The organism is Mesorhizobium sp. M0159 (assembly GCF_040322295.1).
Classification (GTDB): Bacteria; Pseudomonadota; Alphaproteobacteria; order Rhizobiales; family Rhizobiaceae; genus Mesorhizobium.
Genome location: NZ_JAMYTF010000020.1, coordinates 51,205 through 73,827, shown reverse-complemented (window position 1 = coordinate 73,827; position 22,623 = coordinate 51,205). Strand labels below are relative to the sequence as shown.

General features: G+C 60.1%; 16 protein-coding genes and 1 pseudogene. 3 read left to right on the top strand and 14 right to left on the bottom strand.

Annotated elements, in window-relative coordinates; translation table 11 throughout:
* Positions 1-100 precede the first annotated feature (100 nt).
* The 7 genes from NKJ32_RS19705 to NKJ32_RS19675 form a co-directional block, all read right to left on the bottom strand.
* Positions 101-1,282, bottom strand: coding sequence for an ABC transporter permease (locus NKJ32_RS19705; RefSeq protein WP_031211575.1), 1,182 nt, complete (start codon positions 1,280-1,282; stop codon positions 101-103).
* Positions 1,279-2,277 (bottom strand): ABC transporter permease, encoded by a 999-nt coding sequence (locus NKJ32_RS19700; RefSeq protein WP_352570080.1) that lies wholly within the window; start codon positions 2,275-2,277, stop codon positions 1,279-1,281. The genes NKJ32_RS19705 and NKJ32_RS19700 overlap by 4 nt, the downstream gene beginning before the upstream one ends.
* Positions 2,278-2,279: 2 nt before the next feature.
* A complete protein-coding gene (locus tag NKJ32_RS19695) occupies positions 2,280-4,178 on the bottom strand; it encodes an ABC transporter substrate-binding protein (RefSeq protein WP_352570081.1) in 1,899 nt (632 codons plus the stop codon).
* Positions 4,175-6,070, bottom strand: a complete 1,896-nt coding sequence (locus NKJ32_RS19690; protein WP_352570082.1) for an ABC transporter ATP-binding protein — start codon at positions 6,068-6,070, stop codon at positions 4,175-4,177. Before NKJ32_RS19690 ends, NKJ32_RS19695 begins: the two co-directional genes overlap by 4 nt.
* A 148-nt stretch (positions 6,071-6,218) precedes the next feature.
* Entirely contained in the window at positions 6,219-7,559 is a 1,341-nt protein-coding gene (locus tag NKJ32_RS19685) for an adenylate/guanylate cyclase domain-containing protein (RefSeq protein ID WP_352570083.1), read from the bottom strand.
* 45 nt (positions 7,560-7,604) lie between these two features.
* Complete coding sequence (locus NKJ32_RS19680) at positions 7,605-8,948, bottom strand: nucleotide sugar dehydrogenase (protein ID WP_352570084.1); 1,344 nt, start codon at positions 8,946-8,948, stop codon at positions 7,605-7,607.
* Positions 8,949-9,053: 105 nt separating this feature from the next.
* Positions 9,054-10,232 (bottom strand): DUF3095 domain-containing protein, encoded by a 1,179-nt coding sequence (locus NKJ32_RS19675; protein ID WP_352457190.1) that lies wholly within the window; start codon positions 10,230-10,232, stop codon positions 9,054-9,056.
* 74 nt (positions 10,233-10,306) lie between these two features.
* On the opposite strand from NKJ32_RS19675, the gene NKJ32_RS19670 reads away from it, so the two are divergent.
* Positions 10,307-11,395, top strand: a complete 1,089-nt coding sequence (locus NKJ32_RS19670; protein ID WP_352570085.1) for a glycosyltransferase family 4 protein — start codon at positions 10,307-10,309, stop codon at positions 11,393-11,395.
* Positions 11,392-12,216 carry a polysaccharide deacetylase family protein gene (locus NKJ32_RS19665; RefSeq protein WP_352570086.1) on the top strand — a complete coding sequence of 275 codons (825 nt, stop codon included), beginning with the start codon at positions 11,392-11,394 and terminating at the stop codon, positions 12,214-12,216. Before NKJ32_RS19670 ends, NKJ32_RS19665 begins: the two co-directional genes overlap by 4 nt.
* Before the next feature lies 1 nt (position 12,217).
* Here the strand turns inward: NKJ32_RS19665 and NKJ32_RS19660 are convergent, their stop codons facing one another.
* The 3 genes from NKJ32_RS19660 to NKJ32_RS19650 form a co-directional block, all read right to left on the bottom strand.
* A complete protein-coding gene (locus NKJ32_RS19660; protein ID WP_352755869.1) occupies positions 12,218-13,072 on the bottom strand; it encodes an MBL fold metallo-hydrolase in 855 nt (284 codons plus the stop codon).
* A gap of 122 nt (positions 13,073-13,194) precedes the next feature.
* Positions 13,195-13,644 (bottom strand): cyclic nucleotide-binding domain-containing protein, encoded by a 450-nt coding sequence (locus tag NKJ32_RS19655; RefSeq protein ID WP_023675957.1) that lies wholly within the window; start codon positions 13,642-13,644, stop codon positions 13,195-13,197.
* A 157-nt stretch (positions 13,645-13,801) separates the two neighbouring features.
* Positions 13,802-16,516 carry an ABC transporter transmembrane domain-containing protein gene (locus NKJ32_RS19650; RefSeq protein ID WP_352828565.1) on the bottom strand — a complete coding sequence of 905 codons (2,715 nt, stop codon included), beginning with the start codon at positions 16,514-16,516 and terminating at the stop codon, positions 13,802-13,804.
* Positions 16,517-16,978: 462 nt separating this feature from the next.
* Between NKJ32_RS19650 and NKJ32_RS19645 the strand changes: the two genes are divergently transcribed.
* Positions 16,979-17,647, top strand: coding sequence for a class I SAM-dependent methyltransferase (locus NKJ32_RS19645; protein WP_352450272.1), 669 nt, complete (start codon positions 16,979-16,981; stop codon positions 17,645-17,647).
* A 211-nt stretch (positions 17,648-17,858) separates the two neighbouring features.
* On the opposite strand, the gene NKJ32_RS19640 is transcribed toward NKJ32_RS19645, so the two are convergent.
* From NKJ32_RS19640 to NKJ32_RS19625, 4 genes and pseudogenes are all read right to left on the bottom strand, one after another.
* Positions 17,859-19,037: a glycosyltransferase family protein gene (locus tag NKJ32_RS19640; RefSeq protein WP_352828563.1), complete on the bottom strand. Its 1,179-nt coding sequence runs from the start codon at positions 19,035-19,037 to the stop codon at positions 17,859-17,861.
* Entirely contained in the window at positions 19,034-20,278 is a 1,245-nt protein-coding gene (locus NKJ32_RS19635; RefSeq protein WP_352782296.1) for a glycosyltransferase, read from the bottom strand. The genes NKJ32_RS19640 and NKJ32_RS19635 overlap by 4 nt, the downstream gene beginning before the upstream one ends.
* Position 20,279: 1 nt before the next feature.
* Entirely contained in the window at positions 20,280-21,494 is a 1,215-nt protein-coding gene (locus tag NKJ32_RS19630; protein ID WP_352828561.1) for a glycosyltransferase family protein, read from the bottom strand.
* A 489-nt stretch (positions 21,495-21,983) separates the two neighbouring features.
* A pseudogene (locus NKJ32_RS19625) lies at positions 21,984-22,291 on the bottom strand (ferritin-like domain-containing protein); the annotation flags it as partial.
* Positions 22,292-22,623 lie beyond the last annotated feature (332 nt).

Below are 22,623 nucleotides of genomic sequence, written 5' to 3'. Positions count from 1 at the left end.
GCGTGTAGAGGCGGACGATGAACACTGCAACAAGCGAACAGTTGCCGACAAGGATCATACGGGTGGAGTCGGCGGCACTGCGCGCGGCGGAATAGCGCTGTCACTTGTAGGGGTCCGCGGCGTCCCGCAACCCGTCGCCGAGGAAGTTGAACGCCAAGATGACGAGAACGACGGGGAGCATCGGCAAAAGCAGCCATGGATAGAACGCGATCACGCTGACGCTGCGCGCCTCGGTGAGCAGGATGCCCCAGCTGGTTATCGGTGCCCTCAGCCCGAGCCCGAGGAAGCTCAGCGCCGTCTCGCCCAGGATCATGCCAGGTATGGAGATCGTCGCCGTCGCGATCAGATGCGACATGAAGCCGGGAATGAGATGCCGCCCGATGATGCGGCTGCTTCTGGCGCCCATCAATTGCGCGGCCAGAACGTAATCCTCCTCGCGCAAGGCCAGAAGCTTTGAACGCACGGCCCGCGCCAGTCCGGTCCAGTCGAGCAGCCCGAGGATGACGGTGATGCCGAAATAGATCAGGATCGGACTCCAGGTTATCGGCATAATCGCCGCCAGAGCCAGCCATAGCGGAATGCTGGGGATCGATTGCAGAACTTCGATTATCCGTTGGACGATCAGGTCGAAGATACCGCCGTGATAGCCGGCCAGTCCGCCGATGACAATGCCGAGCAGGAAGCTGAAACTGATGCCGACGAGGCCGATTGTCAGTGAAATGCGTGCGCCATAGATGATGCGCGAGAGCACATCGCGCCCCAGCCTGTCAGTGCCGGCCAGAAAGAGCTGGCCGTTTTCGGCGGGGCAGACAAAATGCCTGTCACCTTCGATAAGGCCCCAGAACCGGTAACTGTCGCCCTTGCAGAAGAAACGGATCCGCTGAACATCATCCTGTTTCTCGACGTAGTTCCGCTTGAGCGTGTCCATATCCAGCGTCATCTGGCGGCCATAGACGAACGGCCCGACGAACTGGCCGTTGTGGAACAGGTGCACTCGCTGCGGCGGCGAATAGATGTAGTCCATGTTGCGCGTGTGCAGATCGTAGGGCGCCAGGAACTCGCAGATCAGTATCCCGAAATAGAGCGCTGCCAGGAATATGCCGGATACAAGGGCAAGCCGGTGCCGACGGAATTTCCACCACATCAGCCGCAGCTGCGACGCCTGAAAGACCTTCGACTGCTCCGGCGTCATCGCCTCGACCGACTCCAGGTCAAAGGGCGCAATGGAAACGTAGTGTTGCAGCGGGGCGCCCGGAGCGGGCAGCGGCGATTGCGTGTTCATTTGGTGCTGCCGCCTTGCAAACGAATTCGCGGATCAAGTAGCGCCAGCGCCAAGTCGGAAATCAGGACGCCGATGACCGTCAGGAAGGCGAGGAACATCAGGAACGACCCTGCCAGATACATGTCCTGGCTTTGCAGCGCCTTGATCAGCATCGGCCCGGTCGTCTCCAAAGACAGCACGATTGCCGTGATTTCGGCGCCGGAGATGATGGCCGGCAGGATAGAGCCGATATCTGAAATGAAGAAATTGAGCGCCATGCGCAGCGGATATTTGACCAGCGCCCTGAAGGGATGAAGGCCTTTGGCCCGCGCGGTCACGACATATTGCTTATGTAGCTCATCGAGCAGATTGGCGCGCAGCCGCCGGATCATGCTTGCCGTGCCCCCGGTGCCGATGATCAAGACCGGAATCCAGAGATGGGCGAGGATCGACTTCGCCTTGGCCCAGCTCATCGGCTCGCCGAGATATTGCTGGTCCATGAGATGGCCGATAGACGTGCCGAACCAGATGTTGGCGAAATACATCAGGATCAGCGCCAGCATGAAGTTCGGAATCGCAAGGCCGAGAAGGCCGAAGAAAGTCAGGCCGTAGTCGCCCCAGCTGTATTGATGCGTGGCGGAGTACATGCCGATCGGAAAGGCGATGAGCCAGGTAAAGATGATCGTGACGAAGGAAACCAGCACCGTCAGCCACATTCGGTCCCCGACGACGTCGCGAACCGGCAGCTCATATTCGAAGGAATAGCCGAAATCGCCGTGCAGCATCCCGCCGACCCAGTAGAAGTAGCGAATGACCGGTGGCTTGTCGAAACCATATTCCTTGCGCATCATCTCGATGCGATCGGAATCCACCGCTTCGCCCTGAGCCCGAAGCTCGGCAACATAGCTGTCGAAATAGTCGCCTGGGGGAAGTTCGATGATCGTGAACACCAGTGCCGATATGACCAGCAGCGTTGGAACCATCACGGCGATGCGCCAGACAAAATATCGAAGCACGCTCAGGACTCTCCAAGCCAGAATGTATCCGGCATATAGACACCGAAATAGGCGGTCGGGTCGTAGCCGTAGAGCGCCTTGTCAGGCAGATTGCGCAGCCGCGAGGATGCCAGAACCGGCTGATGCGTTCCGTTTACCGTGCCGATCGAAAACACCTGATCGGTATAGATCGACAGCATTGAATTCCAGATCTCGGCGCGCTCCGTGGCTTCGGTCGATGCGTTCCAGCGCCTGAGTAAAGCCATCAACTCGACCACGGGCGGAAGATCGGGCGCTTCGCCGACCTTGCCACGGGACAAGTAGTGAGCACCCCAGAGCGGCCATTGCAGCTGGTCATCGACGGTTGGGGCCAGTTGGTAGGGGTTCATGTCGGCGGTCGGCACGCCATTGTCGATGCCCGACCACATCGACATCATGATCTGGCCACCAAGCGCGCGGCTGCGGAAGATGTCGCGCTGCGAAGTCCGGATGAACAGGGCGATGCCGATCTTGCGCCAGTGATCGGTGATGAGCTCGAGCGCGTCGGTTTCCAGCGTGCTTTCGCCGGCCGTTTCCACTACGAGCTGCGCCGAGCGTCCGTCGGGAAGTATCCGCAGGCCGTCATCGTCACGCGCCTGAAGCCCGACCTCGTCGAGCAGGGCATTGGCCTGGTCGGGATCATGGGCGACCCAGGCTTTCGCGAATTCCGGCCGGTAGAGCGGGCTCTCCGGCAGGACCGTATCGGCACTTTCCTGCGCCAATCCGTAGAACACAGCCAAATTGATCTCGCGCCTGTCCACAGCGAGCGAAAGTGCGCGGCGCACGCGCACGTCACGAAAAAGGCCACGCCACACCTGGTCGGCACAATTCAGATTGGGCAGCAGCGCCAGCCGCGAACCTTGTGTGCGTTTCCAGAGATGCATCTTCACCGGGTAGCGCTTCTCCGCATCCTTCAGGAAGGAGTAATCGGTGAAGTCAATTCCCATGCCTTGCAGGTCGCTCTCGCCCGCACCGGTCTTGGCGGAAATGATCGCCGACGAGCTGACATTCATGACAATCCGGTCGACATAGGGCAGTTGCCGGCCATTCTCGTCTATTCGATGAAAGAACGGGTTCCGCTCGAAGACGAACTGCTCAGCCGGCGGCTTGGTCCGGTTCTGCCAGGGATCGAGCGTCGGCAGTTCCGGGTTCTCCGGGCGATACTGCCGCGACATGCGGATATGCAAGAGCGTCCATTTCTGGGCCCGGTTCTCCTTCATTAGGCCGGCGAGCCGGAATGGATCCTGGTATTTCTTGTGGAACTGCTTGAGATAGGCGGCCGGCAGAACAAGCGATAGGGGCGAAGCAGCGGCGAGCTTGGGCAGGAAGTCGGGATTGGGCGCATCCCAACTATAGCGGACCGTCAACGGATCGACGATCTCGAAGCGTGGCGGCTTGCCGTCCGCCAGCAGGGCCGGGGCAAGCCCGCCTTGCGAAAGCTCATCGTTCAGCCAGACATCTTCCCAGCAATAGCGAAAATCCTCCGACGTCAGCAGGCTACCGTCAGACCATTTATGTCCTTCTCGTATCTTGAAAGTGAAGACACGATCATCCGCTACATCGAAACTTTCGAGAATGTCGGCTTGCAGGTTAAGCTTTTCGTCATAGCCGACCAGGCGAGCGTACCCGTAGATCGTCATCATCCGGATATCTTTCTGGCTGCCGATGATCGTGCGCAGCGTGCCGCCATATTGGCCGGGCTGCCGGCCCATCGCAGCGAGATTCAACGCGCGCGGGCGCTTGGGCAGGCGTTCGGCGAGTGCCGGCAGCGCTCTGGCCTTCAGCTGCGGCTCAAGAAATTCCGGCTCCAGATCGCCGGCGCGCAACGTGCCCGGCAGAAATGCCGAAGCCATGAGTCCAAGGACGGTGCGCCGGCTGATCAATGGCGTAGCTCGCTGACATCGGCCGAACTTCGGGCCAGCACGAGGTGGCCGCCGCCAAGATCGAGCGGCGACAGCATGTCCTCGTCGCCCTCGTCGCGGAATTGCGGTCCCCATGCGCTGGTGTCGGAAGCGCCGCTGAGTTTCAGCGTCTTGAAATCCATCGGCCTGTCGAGATCGGGGAAAGGTACTGCGGCGACCAGTGAGCGCGTGTAGGGGTGGACCGGTTTCCTAAGCAGAATTTCGCGCGGCGCGAGCTCGACGATACGCCCGCCGCACATCACCGCGATGCGGTCTGCCATGTAGTCCACCACCGCCAGGTTGTGGGATATGAACAGGTAGGTCAGGCCCAGTTCCTTCTGCAGGTCCTTCAGAAGGTTCAGGATCTGCGCCTGGACAGAGACATCGAGTGCCGAAACCGGCTCGTCGCAGATCAGGAGTTCAGGCCCCAACGCCAACGCGCGCGCGATGCCGATACGCTGACGCTGCCCGCCGGAGAAACTATGCGGATAACGCTTTATGAAGCGCGGGTCGAGCCCGATTGCCTGCATCAGGCTCTTGACCGTGGCGAGTCGGGACGCGGCATTGCCACGTCGATGGATTTCCAGCGGCTCGCTCAAAATGTTCTCCACCGTCATGCGGGGTGAAAGCGACGAAACCGGATCCTGGAAGACCATCTGGATTTTCGCGCGCAGCATGCGCAGGGCGTCTCCCTCGGCTTCCAAGACGTCGATCGGACCATCGCGGCCATTGAAGATCACAGAGCCGCCGCTAGGGGTGACAGCCCGCATGAGGATCTTGCTGACGGTGGTTTTGCCGGAGCCGCTTTCGCCGACAAGACCCAGGCACTCACCCCGCCTGATATCAAAGCTCACGCCGTCCACGGCGCGAACAGAGGTTTGATGATCTCCGCCGAACCATCCGGACTTGCGGATCGTGAAGGTCTTTGTCAGATCCCTGACCGACAGCAGGATGTCGTCCGGCCCCTTCGATGCCGGCGCCGTCTGCTTGCCGAGCAGGTTCCCGACATTCACCGGCACCTCGCGGAGCGCCTTTAGCCTTTCGCCGGGCTTCAGGTCGAAATGCGGAACGGCTGCCATCAGGCCCTTCAGGTAAGGGTGGCCCGGCCGGCGGAATATCGCCTCCACAGGTCCCGCTTCCATGATCTCGCCATGGTACATGACCACCACCTCGTCGGCGACGTTGGCGACTACGCCAAGGTCGTGCGTGATCAGCAGCATCGCCATGTTCAGCTTCGTCTGAAGCTCGCGCAGCAATTGCAGGATTTGCGCCTGGATGGTGACGTCCAACGCCGTCGTCGGCTCGTCGGCGATCAACAGCGCGGGCCGGCAGATAAGCGCCATGGCGATCATGGCGCGTTGACGCAATCCTCCCGAAAGTTCAAAGGGATACATGTCATAGGCGCGCTTGGGGTTGGGAAAGCCGACAAGTCCGAGCATTTCCTCGGTCCGCGCCTTGCGCTCCACCCAAGCCATGGGCGTATGAATCTGCAGGGATTCGCTCACCTGATTGCCGATCGTATGCAGCGGCGACAGTGATGTCATCGGCTCCTGAAATATTTTGCCGATGCGGCTGCCTCTCAACGCCCGGATTTCGAGTCCGTCACGCGGCATCTGCAGGATATCCTGCGTCGTGCCGGGCTTTTCAGGATCGGAAAACAGGATACGGCCGCGAACATGGGCTGTGTTCGGCAAAATGCCCATCACTGCCTGGCTGAGAACCGATTTTCCGGAACCGGACTCGCCCACAAGCGCGGTAACCTTGCCGGGCAGGACGCGAAGATTTGCACGCCTGACGGCATGCAACGGTCCCCCTATAATGGCAAAAGAGATGCCAACATCCTCGATCCGCAGCAGATCAACGCCCAAATTCATTCTCACACCAGCCCCCACTCTGGCAGGTCCAGAAGGCGAGACTATCGCATTGCCAGCCTAGAGCAACTTGGATTCGAACAGTCGCCAGTTCCCTGGCGGAACCGGCGACCGGACTGTTACCAAACGCGTTCGGATCAGATCGTGGCGGTTACTGGAGCTTCCTCGGGTCGCCCGCGGACGGCCGCGCGGCATTGCGATGAAGCAGCATGACCTGCTCGGCGTCCGATATTCGGTCGTAAATCGGCTCCAGCGCACCGTCTTCGTCGAGCGAGAGAGTACCCGACAAATCGGGTGAAAGCACCGTTAGCTTCTGCCTGATGCCCGCCAGTTCCTCCATGCCGAGCGCCAGCCAGTTGTTGGCGCCGCAATAGCTGGCGAAATCTTTGCTGGCGAGAACGCTGTGCGGATATTTCTTGGTCAGGGTCTGGAGGCGCTGGACCTCGTTTACAGCCGAGCCGAAGACAGAGAATGTGAGCCGGTCGGTAAGCCCGACATTGCCGAACATCACATTGCCGACATGCAGGCCGATACCATAGTTTATGTCGCTCAATCCCTGCTGCTTTCTGCGCAGATTGAGATCCATCATGCGCGCGGTGGCCTTGTGCGCTGCTGCAAGAGCAGCCTGGCAGGCGATCTCGGACTGTGAACGGTGCCTTGCGCAAGGGTAGACGGCAATGAAGCCATCACCTATGAAACTCATGATCTGCCCGCCCTTGCGATTGAAAGGTGCAGCAGCGGCGTCGAAAAACTGGTTCAGCGTATCGATATAGACTTCGCGGCCGGAGGTTTCGGCAAGTCTTGACGACCCGCGCATGTCGCCCATGACCAGTGCCGCCCGGATTGTATCACCCTCGCCGCGCTTGATCTGGCCGTCGAGCACGCGCCTGCCGGCGTCGCCGCCGAGATAAGTGGTCATCATGTTGTCGGCAAGCTTGGTGAGCACCGCCATCTTGGTTGCGATAGCGAGATGGTTCTGGATGCGCAGCAGCGCCGAAATCATGCTGTCGCTGAAGCCTGCAGCACTGTCGGTGGACCAAGACCCGATCATGCCCTGACTGGTGTTGCCGCTGAAGGGATGGACGAAAGCCATGTAATCGGTGACGCCCATCAGCTTGAGGTCATCGAAAACAGGAAATTCCGACGGCACCGACGGGTCGAGCCGGCGCCGCAGATGGTCGAGCTTGTGGCTGAGCAGATGGTAGTATGGGCTGGTCAGGAATCTGTCGGAATGAACGCCGTTCTCCTTGCGGAAGCCTTCCACTTCCAGGCCCTGGCCGCGGAGCCAGGTGAAGCCGAGCGCGTCATAAAGCGGATGAAGCATCGAAAAGCTCAAATGCACCCGCTTCAACGGCAGGCCGGCAGCAGCCAGCCGTTCACAAAAGCCCCTTACCAATGTTTCCAGGTCGTCGCCCGCCAACGCCGATTGGGTCAGCCAATCGGCAACCTTATCCATGAGAATGGCAGAAATTTCTGCTTGCGCTGTGCTCATGCTATCTCGAAATCTCCTTGCACAAATTCGCCGGCTCGGACGCCGTCAGGCCTTCACCACCGTCTCTCGGGCTAGCCCGAGGCGGCCAAAAATATTGCGTGTGTCGACGATCAGTAGAGCGTGATCCGCGATCGCCTGATAGTCGATCGCGTCGTGGTCGGTTGCAACGACGACAGCGTCGAAATCCTTCAAGGCCACATCGGTCAATTCGACCGAGCGACGCCCCTTGATCGCCATATGCTCCCGTGTGGCCGGGATTTCGGTAACATGCGGATCGTGGAATTCCGCCTTGCCGCCCCATTCCTCGATGAGTTCAATGAGCCGCAATGAGGGGCTTTCGCGGATGTCGGGCACATTCTTCTTATAGGCGAGCCCGATGATGAGAATGCGCGAGCGGCTGAGCGCCTTGCCGCAGCGCCGGTCCAGCGCCTTCGCCAGTTCATCGACCACATGACGCGGCATGGCCGTGTTGATCTCTGCCGCCAGCTCGATGAAGCGGGTCGGCAGTTCGTATTCGCGAGCCTTCCACGTCAGGTAGAAGGGATCGATCGGAACGCAGTGCCCGCCAAGTCCAGGGCCAGGATAGAACGGCATGTAGCCGAAGGGCTTGGTCTTTGCCGCCTCGATCACCTCCCAGATGTCGATTCCCATCGCACCGAGCACGATCTTCAACTCGTTGACGAGGGCTATGTTGACCGAGCGGAAGATGTTTTCCGTCAGCTTGACCGCCTCGGCGGTCGCCGTGGTGGAAACCGGAACGACGGTCTTGACCACGCCATGGTAGAAAGCCTGCACGAGCGTCGCCGCTTCAATGCCGTCACCTGCCACGACCTTGGGGATCGTCGCGACTTCAAAGCTGCGGTTGCCGGGATCCTCGCGTTCGGGCGAGAAGCCGAGGAAGAAGTCTATCCTCGACTGCAAGCCGATTTTTTCCAGGATGGGCTTGATCACGTCGTCGGTGGTGCCGGGATAGGTGGTCGATTCCAGCACGATCAGCTGGCCGAGACGCAGATGCTTCGCGATGGTGCCGGCGGTGTTCCTGACAAAGGAGAGATCCGGCTCGCGGTGTTTCGTCAGTGGTGTCGGAACGCAGATGATGATGACATCGCAGACGGCCAGTTCGGCAAAATCCGCAGTGGCGCGGAACCGTCCGCTCGCCACCTGGCCGGCAAGGGCTGTCGACGTCACCGCCTCGATGTAGGATTGTCCGTTGTTCAGGCTCTCGACCTTTTGGGCTTCGATGTCGAAGCCGCAAACAGGGAAGCCGGCGCGTGCGATCGCAACCGCCAGCGGCAACCCGACATAGCCCAGTCCGATCACGCCGACTTGCGCGGCACGCGTCGAAATCCGGTTCAGAAGACGGTCATATGTCGATCGTGAGGCGTCCAAAAATCTGCTTCCCGTCAATTCGGACAGGCCGTCCGCTTCCATGGTGAGGCTCACCGCTCACAAGAGCCCCGAGGCATATTGCGGAAAATCGATGTCCGCAAGCCGTCAGACCGGCACCTTCGCCTTAAGGCTTGCGGCAGCCATCGCATAGCCGCCGGCGGCGCCATCGATGAAATGAACGTGATCGCGCTGCAGCGGCGATGCGACGAGGCATGTCATCAAGGCCGATTTCTGGCGGTGCAGGCCATAGTTGCAGATGCCCGCCTCTTCCGCCTGTTTCAGCCGGTTCTCGATCCGTTGCAACACATCCGCGTCAACGTCGATGGTCATCTTTAAGCCATCGTCGAACTTCCGGAAATCCGAATTGCTGGCCACTTCGCGTTTGTAGATCTTCGGATCGAATCTGCCGATCGTCCAGCCATATCTATCCGTAACAGCCGTAAGCGTCATCAGGAACACTATCCACAGCTTCGACAGCCATCGCCGTCCTGCCGGCGCCGTGGCCCGCGCCTCGATATCGAGGCCGGCGGGCAGCAAACTGTAGTCCGGCCCGTTCACCGGCACCGGGTGGCCATCGCGTTCCTGCCTGCCGGCAAGGGCGATGATGTCGGAAACCAGAAACTGAAAACCGCGCAAGTCGCGCGACGCCCCCGGTATGGCTATGATCGAGACGATTTCGCCATGCCGGGCTTCGATCGGGTTCCAGCGGCACGAGAGGCCGGTCAGGTCCGGCCGCGCGCCGGCCGGCGCAGGATCGATGCGGTAGCGCCCCGCTTTCATCTCGGCTTCCGCCCAACTGCCGCCACCTCCGGCGAACATGGCATAGAAGACCGCATCGGAGGCCTGGAACCTCGCCACGCGAACGTCGAGGCCTTGCGCTCTTATATCCTTTATCGGCACGATTGCGGCACGCAAGGTCAGATCCAGTTCGTCCGCCACCCATCTCTGGACAGCCGCCAGCGCGTTGCGGGTGATCTCCAGCGCCGAGCCGGGAAACGCCACGAGCGCGCCGTCGCCGCCGAAGACAAAGGGAAGATCTTGCCTACCCAGCGCATTGAGCAGCGCCGAAATGACGCTGGCACCGGCCATATTGACGGTTTTATAGCGCCCCGCCTCGATCGCCTTGGTCGAGCCGACGATGTCTGCGGTGGCCAGCGCCCAGCCATCGGGGAGAGGCCGATAGTTATCAATATCGGCAACGCTTTCAAACTTTGCGAAGACCGGCAGAGAAGCAACAAACGGATCGGACGCGGCAGCTGTTTCCATGAGCATCAGATAGCACATTCCAGTGCTTGAGGGTGAAGTCGATCATGCTTCGAAATTGACTTGCGCAGGCTTTCCGATGATAGGGTCCGGCGATGCGAATTGCCTTCTATGCGCCGCTGAAGTCGCCCAATCATCCCGTTGCCTCCGGCGACCGCCAGATGGCACGGATGCTGGTCAAGGCGCTGGAGCATGGAGGACATAGCGTCGAACTGGCATCCGAATTGCGCTTCTATCTACGCGAACCGGATTGGAAAAGTTTCGATGCGCTCAAGATCGAGGCCCGGGAGGAAGCCGCGCGGCTGGCAAGGCTTTGGGATCGTGACGGCAAGCCCGATCTGTGGTTCACCTATCATCCCTATTACAAGGCGCCCGACCTGATCGGGCCCGAACTGGCGTTGGCCTTTGGTGTCCCCTATGTGACAGCGGAAGCCTCCCATTCGAGGCGGCGCAACACCGGTTTGTGGGCCGATACGCAAGCGTTGGTGGCGCGAGCCGTCGAACAGGCGGTGCTGAACATCTGCTTCACGCAAAGGGATCGTCAGGGACTGGCAGATGCGGTACCCGACGCCGCTTTCGGCATGCTTTCGCCCTTCATCGACACCTCGCTATTCCGGGAAACGCCGGCACGGGGTTGTCCGACGCGCCTCGTTACCGTCGCCATGATGCGCCCGGGCGACAAAGTCGAAAGCTATCGCATGCTGGCGCAGGCGCTCGGTTCGATCGGTCACCTGCCCTGGACCATGTCGGTCGTCGGGGACGGACCTGCCCGCGAGGAGATCAAAGCGCAATTCGCCGGCTTGCCCGCCGAGCGTATCGAATGGCTTGGCGCGATTGAGCCAGCCGCCGTGCCGGATGTCCTCTACAGTGGGGGAATTTACGTCTGGCCGGGTTTCGGCGAGGCCTATGGCGTTGCCTATCTTGAAGCACAGGCCGCCGGCCTTCCGGTTGTGGCTCAGGACGTCGCCGGCGTGCCGGAGGTCGTCCGGAATGGCCAGGCCGGGTTTCTCACCCCGCCGGACGATGTGGCGGCGTTCGCTTCTGCCATTGAAAGGCTTCTGGCCCGTAACGACGAAAGATCCATCATGGCCGCAGAAGCCAGACGTTTCATCCTCGAAGAACGTTCTCTCGGTGCTGCAGCGGCGCGTCTGGCCGAACTTCTTGCGAAGATCCCGGTCTCATGACATCCGATCAAATCTGGCAACCCTTGGTGGAGGAACTGGCGAGCCGGCAGCGGGCGGACCGTAAGGCAGAGTTCTGGCTGCGCGACGATGACGCCGTGGATCCGACGCCTGCGCTTGATCGGTTGCTCGACCTCACCGGTGAATTCGCGGTTCCGGTGACTCTGGCCGTCATTCCCGCCCTGACTGACGAGAAGCTTGTCGTTCGGCTTGACGAGGCGCCGCATGCCACGGTCGCCATCCATGGCTGGGCGCACCGAAATCATGCGCCCGAGGGCCAGAAGAAGCAGGAGCTCGGCGCGCATCGGCCACGCGAGGCGGTGCTCGATGATCTGGCTCGCGGGCTGGCGCACGTAACCGGCCTGCACGGCGCACGTGCCGTTCCGATGCTGGTGCCACCCTGGAACAGGATCGACGCCGGCTTGGTATCCGACCTTGGATCGATAGGATTTTCGGCATTGTCGGTCTATGGGCCGCCAAGGCCGGCTTCACTTGCGGTCATCAACAGCAATGTCGACATCATGGATTGGCATGGCACGCGCGGCTGCCGCGATCATGGCCTATTGGTTCAGGCTATCATCGCGCAATTGCAGCATGCATTCGATGGGGGCGAACCGGTGGGCCTGCTCACCCACCATCTCGTACATGATGAATCGGCCTGGCTCTTCCTCGAACGGCTGTTCACAGTCACCGCACAGACTGAAGCCTGCGCATGGCTTCCGATCAGGACATTGATCGGGCGCAGCGCCGGTAGAACAATTCCAGGAAAGTATGAACGGTTTCCGTCCGGAATTGCGTCAAAACAAAGAGATAGAGGAAAATAGCTCAGCGCCTTTTGCGCAATGGGACTGGAAGTTTGAGCGTCTGGCCATCCCGCGCGGCAAAAGCGCCGGTAAACCTGTCCTTGGCCAGTTTCTGGATCTTGTCCAGTTCCTTGTCGGTGCGTGTCGGATCGTGGTGAAACAGCGCAAGCCTCCGCGCACCGGCCGCCTCACAGAGCTTGACGCCCTGTTGCCACGTCGAGTGCCCGTAACCGCGGCGGCGTTCCATTTCCTCCTCGGTGTAGGTGCAATCGTAAATGACGAGGTCGGCATCTTCGATCAGGCCGAGCACCGCCTGATCGAGTTTGTCCGGCTCGTGCTCAGTGTCTGTGATCACCGCCACGACGCCGCCGCCCCATTCGACCCGGTAGCCTATGCAGCCGCCCGGGTGCATAAGACTGCCGGTTCGGACCACCACCCCTTCGCGCGGGCGAAGCACGTCTCCGGATACGAAATCGCGATAGTCGAGGCTTGCCTTGCAGGCCTCCAGTTTCACCGGAAACCACGGCGGCCGCATGAACTCATCGACCATCTGCCGGGTCGTCATGTGTCCTGCAAGATGCCCGGACCAAAGCGTAACCTTGGCGCCCCGGTCATAGATCGGCGCAAAAGACGGCAGCCCGATGATGTGATCGTAATGGCAATGGGTGAAAAGCAGGTCGAAATCGGTCACGCCCAACGCCTGAAGCGCCGCGCCGGCAGGCCGTAGGCCAGAGCCTGCGTCGAACAGAAGCGTATGCTTACCGCATCGCATCTCGACGCAGATTGAGTTGCCGCCATAGCGAGAGAATTCTGGCCCTGATACCGAAATGCTGCCGCGGACACCCCAAAACCTGACCAGGAAAACGTTGTCGTCCATGCTACCCCTTCGCCCATCATATCCAAACAACTGCTGCTAGGCGAGACAGGCTTTCTCCGGGTGATCTTCTCAGCGAGAGGACAGTGCCGTCACGACGGCGAGGATCGAGCGCACGTCCTTCGTTATTTGGCGCTTCGTGCGTCGATCAGATCCGCGGTCGTATGGCTTAGGCGATCGGCAAGAACCCGCAATATCTCGATGGTCATTTCCGGGAACTCCCTCATAAGCCTCAGGAAATGATCCTTGCGGATTCTCAGGGCTTCCAGCGGACTTGCCGCTCTGACGGTGGCAGTGCGGGAGCTGTTGCACAATATGGCGATCTCGCCAACGATCGAATTTGGCTCCAGTTCGGCAACTTTTATCGGTCCGCTGTCGGAATCGACAAGAATATCCGCCCTGCCTGAAAGGATGACATAGGCGGCGTCTCCCTCGTCGCCCTGCCGGAAAAGGATCTGGCCGGCGCTGTAGCTCACACGATCGGATGTGAACGCAAGCAGCTTGAGCTTTGTCGGCTCGATGGCAGAGAACAAGGGAACGCGTTGCAGCATTCCAACTTCATCCTTGAGCAGCATTGTCGCAAACCTTCCAAAATTCGCGTTTGCCAGACTAGAGCAACGGACGCCCAGATGGAATCAATTCTCTTTCCGGGATGGCGAGACAAACCACGCGAAAGGTGGCGAGCCCGATATCGTGCACCGGCAGAATGATCCCATTTGAATGTCCGTTGCTCTATGACAACAGTTCCTTGAAGATACCGTTCCCTGCCAAAAGTGTCTCGTGTGTTCCGTCTTCCGCCAATTGACCCGAGTCGAAGACGATAACGCGATCGAACATCATCGCCATTGCCGGATTCGTCACGACCCACACAATTGCCGGCGAATGGCCGTCGCGCCTGGCTTCCTCGAGCACATTTCGCAGCACCTTATCCTGCATGCGCTGGTCTAGCGCCGACAGCGGCCGGTTGAGAATGAGAAAATCGGGACGCTTGAGCAAGGCCCGGGCAACATCGAGCTTCTGTCGCTGTCCACCGGTCAGCCGCCTGCCGCCGGAGCCGACGTTGAAGTCCAGGCCGACATCCAGAAGTTCGCCATAAAGCCCCAGTTCGTCAAGAATGTCATAGACGATGGAGCGTATGCGGTCGGGCGCGTCGGGATGATTGTTGCCCACACGCCCGAACAGGACATTATCCATGACGGTGGCCGCGGCAATGTATTTGGCAGGATCATACCGTTCGACCGCATTGTGCAGCTCGGGCGGCAGGTCTTCATAGAACCGGTTGCGTGCAGCGACGATCTTGCTCATCAGCTCGTCGCTCAGCAGGCCGAAGCGGTGCCGGGGCTCGATGTAGGCAAAGCTCAAGGTGACGATCATGGCGCGATCGTTCTCCGAAACCGCCTCGTAGGGACGGTTCTTGAGCCGTTGCAGCAAGGTTTCGTAGGCGGGTATCTCCTCCGCGCTCATGAAGGCGAGCTGCTGGAAGAACTGGTGATCGGGCGGCAGGTCGGCAAACAGCTCGATCGCCTGTTTGGCGATCTCCAAGCCCATGTCGTAGAGCGTGCGGTCGAGGCCGGCTTGCCTCAGCACGGAAGCAAAATAGGGATTGGCCGCCAGGGCCCTGTCGGCCAGTGCGGGGCCGGCGGCAGCGCCGAAGAGCAGGTTTTGGCCGATCGTTGCTTCCTTGTTGTAGGCGCCCGGTTCGAAAGGAACCACCAGTGCGCTCAGCCCCTCTTGTTCCAGCCGGGTCCGCAGCGCCGCACGCAATTCGACGATCCGCCTGGCAAGCTCCGTGTGACGCGTGAGGTCGGCCGAAGAGCGCAAGCCGAGATCCAGAATGTCACGCGACAGAACAACCGCGTCGAGCACCCGGCGCACGGCTTCAAAGAGGTCGTGCGGGCCGGTAGCGCCAGCGGAAGCATAGTTGATCCAGTCGCTGTGAATATCAAGATCCGGATTGCCCGACCGGCGCGCCTCGTGAATGTTCCAGCGGTGCTGATCTGCCGCAGCACCGTCATAAGGCACCGATGTCAGCGGCGCATGCTTCAACCCGTAGAGCAGGTTGTCGCGGAGGCTTGCCTGGAACAGGAAAACATCCGACGAGGCATACGACATGCGCCGGCCGGTTACTGCTTCGGGGAGTTCAAGCAGGTCGTCGGTGCCCGAAGCGACCCTTCCGCTGTCCGGCCAGTTCAGCCGCGCGAAGGCTTCTGCAAGCGCCTCCGCTCCACCTGTTGCGGTACTGACCAGTGCCACCGTCTCACCCGGCTTGACCTGGAGGGAGATACGGTTAAGGAGCATTGCACCGCCATCGTCTGCTACGGACAGATTGATCGCCGACAGCGGCTTGGTCATCGGATCGGGATCGTCGATCGTCAATACCCCGATTTTCGGCGCGATGAGACCTTCGACGGTGAACTGTTCAACGACCTGTTGATATTTGACCTGGACATCCTGCCGATCCTGATCCCAGTCGATCAGTTCCTTCATCGGTCCGGGCAGGTCCTTGTAGGCGCCGATCACGGCCACGAGCTGGCCGACGTCCAGCCGCCCCTGGAGGACCAGATACCCGCCGATCATGTAGAACAGAAAGGGCGTGAGCTGCGCGAGAAAATTGTTGAGGAACTTCACCATGAATTTCCATTGGTAAAGATCGAAGCGGATCTTGAAGATGAGCCCGAGCCGGGCAGCTATGTCGGCGCGCTCGTAGTTTGATGTATCGTGGACGTGAACCGCGCCGATGCCGTCGACGATTTCGCCAACCCGGCCCGAAAGCGCGCGCGCCGTCAACTGCCGTTGGCGTCCGAGCACGATCAGCCGCCGCCGCATTCGCGGGATGAGCACGATCTGGATCGCCACGATCACGACCGCTATCATTCCGAGCCAGACGTTCTGGATCATGATGAACAGCATGGCCGTCAGCGCTTGGCCGCCGAGCAGTACCGGCTGCAGGAAGGCGTCGCCGATGAAGCCGCCCAGCGGCTCCACCTCGTCCTTCACCATGGTCGCCACTTCGGCGGATTTCACCCGCTTGAAGTAAACCGGCGGAAAACGCAGCACACGGTCGACCAGATCGAAGCGGATACGCCGCAGCATGCGTTCGCCGAGGCGGCCCTTGTAGGTGTTGATGTAGAATTTGAACAGGCCGTTGATGACGACTAGCAAGAGGAACACAAGGCTCAGGGCAAACAGGGTCTCCTCGCGGTCGAGCTGAAAACCGGAGAAGAACTGGACCTCTCCAATGAACGGCAGGTTATAGTGTAGCCTCATGAATGGCTGGGTCGCGCCCGGTTGCTCGAAGCCGCGACCTTGGATCGGTCCGTTGACGATCAGCTTCGGCAGGTCGAAGGACATGAAATACGGGATCATCGAAAGCACGACGATCATCAATATCCAGAGCTGCTGCTTCTTGGTGTGCGTCCAGATATAGCGGGCTAGGCTGGCTTCCATATGCGACTGTAGACCCTTCAGTTGGAAGGATGCAGGATGTAAAAGCACCTGCTGGCGAATGGCGTATCGGCAATTTCTTCATCGCCAAGCTCGAAGCTGCTGTGCACGGACATTGTCCTGCGCTCAACGATGCAAGGAACCTGCGAGGCGGCGCGATCCAGTTCCGGCGCACGGTCGATGGCAACGACATGGGCATTGTTGATCGGCGAAGAAAGCAGCTGGCCAAACGGTCCGCGGCTTTCGCAGGGCTTTGGCGAACAGCCGAGCAGCACGAGGCCGCAGCTGCGCGGCTGGTGCTGGCGGATGGACGCCGATGATCCGGACAGATGCAACAGGCTCTCTCCGGCACCGGGCAATAGCCAAGCGGCTTGCAGCATGATCACGTCCGCGGAATCAAACAGTCTTGCGGGTGGCAACATTGCGTTGTGTCGCCCAAAATCCCAACATACAAGACGAATTATGATGGATGTCACGCAACCACGCAATGCCATGGACTGGCACGAGCAAGCCTTGGACCTCACGCGGGGAATTGCTGCTTATGTCAACTGCCCTCTCGTGGCAGGGCTGGCGCGCGTCGTCGCCAAGCATCCGAAGGCCGATATCGCCAACGCCTTCAACCACAAGCAGGTCGCCTGCAAGATGTGGGCGCTCGACAGGCTGTTCGAAAGCGGCGGCGGCCGCTTCGGGCGCATATGGGTTCTGGGTGGATGGTACGGCGTATTGCCGGCAATGCTTTTCAACGACGCCCGCTTCGACATCGCGGCGGTCGATAGCATCGACATCGACCCCGAAGTCGCGCCGGTCGCCCGGACCCTCAACCGGGAAGCCGGCGACCGGTTCCGGGCGCTGACGGCAGATATGTACGCACTCGACTATGCGGCCGGGCGGCCCGATCTGATGGTCAATACGAGCTGCGAACATATAGCCGATCTGCGCGCCTGGCTTGCTCTGCTTCCGCCGGGCACGAATGTACTGCTGCAATCGAACGATTATTTTAGCGAGCCGACGCACATCAACTGCGTGGCTTCGCTTGCAGCCTTCGAGGAAATGGCGGCGCTACGGGAGGTGCGGTTCTCCGGCGAACTGCCGACAAAAAATTATACGCGCTTCATGCTGATTGGAACTGTTTGATGCATTTCGCCCAAAAGCGCGTAGCGGTTTTGGGACAACGACACGCATAAAAACAGGACTTGAAGCGCGTCGCACGAATCTCACCAGACGCGACGCGTTAGAGCATTTGCAGGAAAGTGTGGAAACGGCTTTCCGTCCGGAATTGCGTCAAAACAAAGAGACAGAGCGGTTCTGCGTGAAACGATGAACCGCTCTAGGATCTATCGTCTGCTTAATCATGAACTTTTCCGAAACCGGGCCCCACATTTAGGGACCATGTTCGATGCCGCTCGCGCAGGATTTGCGCGGAGCGATGCGCGCCTTCCAGATCGAGACGATGTGCGGATGGCGTCGGTTCCACAAGCGCTTGTTCGATCGCTTGCGCCAAACCTTCAGGCGTCAGGTCCTTTTCCATCAGCACCGTTGCAAGACCGAGTTCTTCGAGCATCAGGGCGCGAACCGTCTGTTCGGTTTCCCCGCCCGCTGCAAATGGGACGAGCAGGGAGCGACAACCCGCGCGCAGGACATCGCAGACCGTGTTGTAACCCGCCTGCGAGACTGACAGGCGGGCGCCGGTCAGCAGGCTGGCGAAATCCTCGCGGAACCGGAAGATGGACAGGCCCGGCGTGGCATCGCGTGCGATCGCGTCAAACTCGTCTTTCGGCAGGTTTGGGCCGGTGATCAAACACCATTTCCAAGCGTTGTTGGCATTCCGCGCCGCTGCGATGGTGGATCTGACAAGGCTCTTTCCGGCAGCCCCGCCGCCAACCGACACCAGAACGTCGAAGCGCTCGGAGGCCGCGGGCGATGGCGGCGCGGCAACGAGCCCCGTGTAGGTGACCTCGGCCCTGATCGCCCCAGCCAGTGGAAATGTCTTGTCGATGGTTGCGAAAGCCGGATCGCCGTGGACCATAACAAGATCGAAATGCCTGTTGATGAGATCGACCGTTTCCTCGTTTCGGCCCAGCTTGACGCGCTCCTGGAGGATATCACGGACGGACGTCGCCAGCAGTGGTCTGGGCGACGTCGCGTCGATGGCCTCGATCAGCGGCAAGAGTTCGAAACGCATCTGCCGGCGTCCAAATGGAAACGCCTCGACAATGACGATATCAGGCCTGCAATCCCGGAATGCCTGCAGCAGCATCTCTGAACGCCATTTCTTGAAATCATCGTCGATCGGGTTGCCTTGCAGGTCGACAAGTCCCGAAAATCCTTCATCACCGGAGGTGACAGGTGGCAGGGTTACAGATTGTACACCCAATCCCGGAAACCCGGCGATCGGCGCTCCGCCGGTCACGACGGTAACGTCAAACCCGTCATCGACCAGAGCCGCCGCAATGCGGCTGGCGCGCGCGAGATGGCCGATGCCGAGCAGGTGCTGGACATAGAAGAAAGCGCGCAGCCGCTTCATTCGGCGGCCCGCCACTCCCGCTCGAACAGTTCCTTGAGCTGTCCAATGCTTGCCATATGATCGAAATTGCCGCGCACGCGCCGCTCTGCGGCGTCGCCGAGGCGGTCGCGGAGCACGGGATCACGGATCAGGCGCTCCAGCGCCTGTGCCAGGGCAATCGGGTTTTCCGTCGGAACCAGCAACCCGGTTTCATCCGGCGATAAAAACTCCGGCACGCCGGAAATATCGGTCGACACGCAGGCAAGCCGCTGGCTAGCCGCCTCCACCAGAACGTTCGGCAGACCGTCGCGGTCGCCATTTGCGGTGATCCTGCAGGCCAGGGCGAAGATGTCGGCGCGGCGGTAGTGCTCAAGCACCTCCTCCTGCGCTAGCGCGCCTTTCCAAGAGACGCGACCATCCAGGCCGAGCTTTTGCGCCAGCGCCTTGAACCGTTCCAGTTCTTCGCCGCCGCCGATATGCTCGAAACGCCACGCCAAATCGCCGGGCAACAGGGCAAGGGCCTCCAGCAACGTATCGTAACCTTTCTTTTCAACGGCGCGCCCGACACTCAGAACGACAACCGGTTCGTCCAGAGCCGAGCCGTCATGCTGCTTTCGCGCCTCGCCGTAACTGCCGAAGCGATCAAGGTCGAGCCCATGATAGCTCAGATGCACAGACGAGTTGCCGTTAGCGAGTTTTTTCAGACGGTCGAAGCCGGTTTTCGTGCAAGTGACCGTCCAGCGCGCCGAGGAAAGCTTGCCGGCCAGATCCCAGTCCGCCGAAGTCCAGATGTCCTTGGCATGGGCCGAGCAGGTCCAGGGCAGGCCACGAAGCTGGCTGGCATAGCGCGTCACCGATGCAGGCGTGTGCGCGAAATGTGCATGCAGCCAGCCCGCGTTTTCCGGCCATTCGGCCGCCAGCACGAGCGCTTGCCCGAAGCGGCGCGCGCGATTGCGCGTAAAGTCGCGGGGCATATCGGCAGCCAGCGATCCGAGCGCGCGCCAGAAGCCCGGACGCAGCAGACAGGCAAACAGCGAGCGAAGCACGCGCAGCGGCTCTTCATGCAGATATTCCGGCAGATAATGGACGGGCGCTTTGATCTCGTCATGCACGGGGTGGCGTTTTTCGTCGGTCGGCCGCCTGAGCGCGACGAGTATCAGGTCGAACCCCGCACGCTCAAGACCGAGCAGTTCCTGCGCGATGAAGGTTTCGGACAGCCGCGGATAACCCTTCAGAACCACGACGATCTTGCGATGTTGCAACTCAGGTCATTCCTTCAATGACCGAAAGGTGATGGCCGGCCCGCCGGTCGAGCAGTTCCGCGACGATTTCGGAAATATGAGGCAGCCCTTCCAGCGTCAGATGCGGATTGCTCTGCGATGGGCGGGGCCGGTCCGGCAGCACCTTCAGTGCATCAGCAAACCGCCCGGAATCCTCGGCTTCTTCCGGCAAAAGCATCTCGATGAGGCCGAGTTCGGCTGCGCGCCGTGCGCGGATCAGTTGTTCCTGGCGGGGCTCGACGCGCGGCACGATCAGCGCCGGCTTGTCGAAAGACAGTATCTCGCAATAGGTGTTGTAGCCGCCCATCGCCACTACCGCCTTGGCGCCGGCAATCAGGTCTTCCATCCGGTTGTCGAACTCGATGATCTTGATGTAGGGGATCTTGGACCCCTTCTTGAGCAGCTTGTTGCGCTTGCGCGCCGGCATGTAAGGCCCAAGCACGATCAGGGCTCTATGCTGCAATTGCGGATCCTGTTGATAGGCATCGATGACGTCGTGGATCAGATCGGCGCCGTCACCGCCGCCACCGGTAGTAACGAGGATATAGTCGCCCTCGGGTCGGTGGCCGGGCAACTCGTTCCGCTGCAGGCTCCGTTGCAGGAAACCGACGAACCTCATCTTTGCCCTGACAGCCGGGGGCACATCCAAGCCCGTCAACGGATCGTAGAAATCCGGCGGACCATAGGCCCAGACCTTGTCGTAGAAGACGCCTATCTTGCGCATCACGTCTCTGCGTGCCCACTCTGCTTCGAGCAGATGCGGCGCATCCATCACCTCGCGCAGGCCAAGCACCAGCGTGGTGCCTCGCGTCTTGAGGTAGGACAGCGTGTCCTCAATCTCACCGCGCAGGCCGAGCGGTTCCTTGTCGACGATGAAGATATCCGGCCGGAAGGTCTCAGCTGTATGGCGGATGATCGACTGGCGCATCCTTAGCGTCTCATGCAGATCGATGTCCTTTTCCAGCGAGGTGTATTCGCCGTTGCGCAGCTTGATGACGCTGGGGATCTTCACGAAGTCGACACGGGCGCGGTAATCGAAGGCGCCAGCGATAGTCGCACCCGAAATGATGAGCACCTGAAGTCCGCGGAAATCCTCGACCAGCGAATGCGCGATAGTCCGGCAGCGCTGCAAATGGCCGAGCCCGAACGTGTCGTGGCTGTACATGAGAATTCGAGCGTTTTCTGCGTGCTGGGTCATTGTTGAACGTCTCTTAGAATTCTCGCCTTGAGGACCGTGAGCGACCCGCAGGATTCGAAATCATCCTCGCGGGTCTACCGACCTGTTCTGAAACATGAGGGCGCAATTTTCAATTCGTATTACAAAGAGGGTCCATATGCTGAAACCAGGAAGCTACGTCTGCTCAGCGGCCTGCTTGCCACGTGGTCCAGAAGAACCTGCATCATTTCACTGGTATTGACCATCTCGGATTCTCGGCGGCCTTGACCGCTACGATCAACGTGGAGACTCCAGAATAGAATAGGTATGGGCTGGGTACTTCACTTCGAGCGTCTAAGCCAAGCCCCTAAACCATGATGTGCCTTGGCGGTGGGAAGCCGGAGCGTTGACGGAGTAGGGGACACGTTCGAACCGCCTATATCTTGACTTCTCAGACCAGAATCTAGGGGTCAGGAGTTCGACCCTTTTCGGGCGAGCCAATTGAACTCACTAGCTTTTTGGACGCCATGGGCGCATGAACTCGCCGATTGCAGGCGTGTCAAAGCTGACCTGTTTGCCGCCGACGACAGCGCCGGCCTTCGGGCCAGCATCCGAGTCTTCGATCCCTTTTCCGGTTGTACCGCGCAGGTAATATTCGGCTTCCATATATATTCGAGATTGAGGGCGAACCGGAAAAAAATGTCTTCGTCTTTGACCTCATCCTGCGCATAGGCCCGGGAAACCGGGGCAAGGCCGGTGGCCGAAGCGAGCGTTGCTCCCAGGCCAAACTGCAACGCGCGGCGGCGCGAAACACGAAATGCAGGCGTGACGCGGATCATGGCTTCCTCCCAAAAGCCCGCCGGCATCAAACATTTTGGCACCTCAAAAGCGCGCCTGCGCTCCCAACTTCACGAAATGTGGAATGTTCCTCAATCACCTTGAATGATCTCACCGATGGCCGAGCAGCTAGGTTTCCTCGACCCTAGCCTGATGTCAGCCGACGCACACTGCGCTGTAGCGGCGCCGGATCTGCCGGCAGCAAAAATCCCGCCGCTGCGGTCGTCCGAAGTACGCTGTCGATAAAATTCAGGACTTTTGCGTATCGATTTCGGACCAAGGTCCGTCTTGTAGAATACTGTATTTGAACAAAGCTAGGTAACAGCCGACTTTC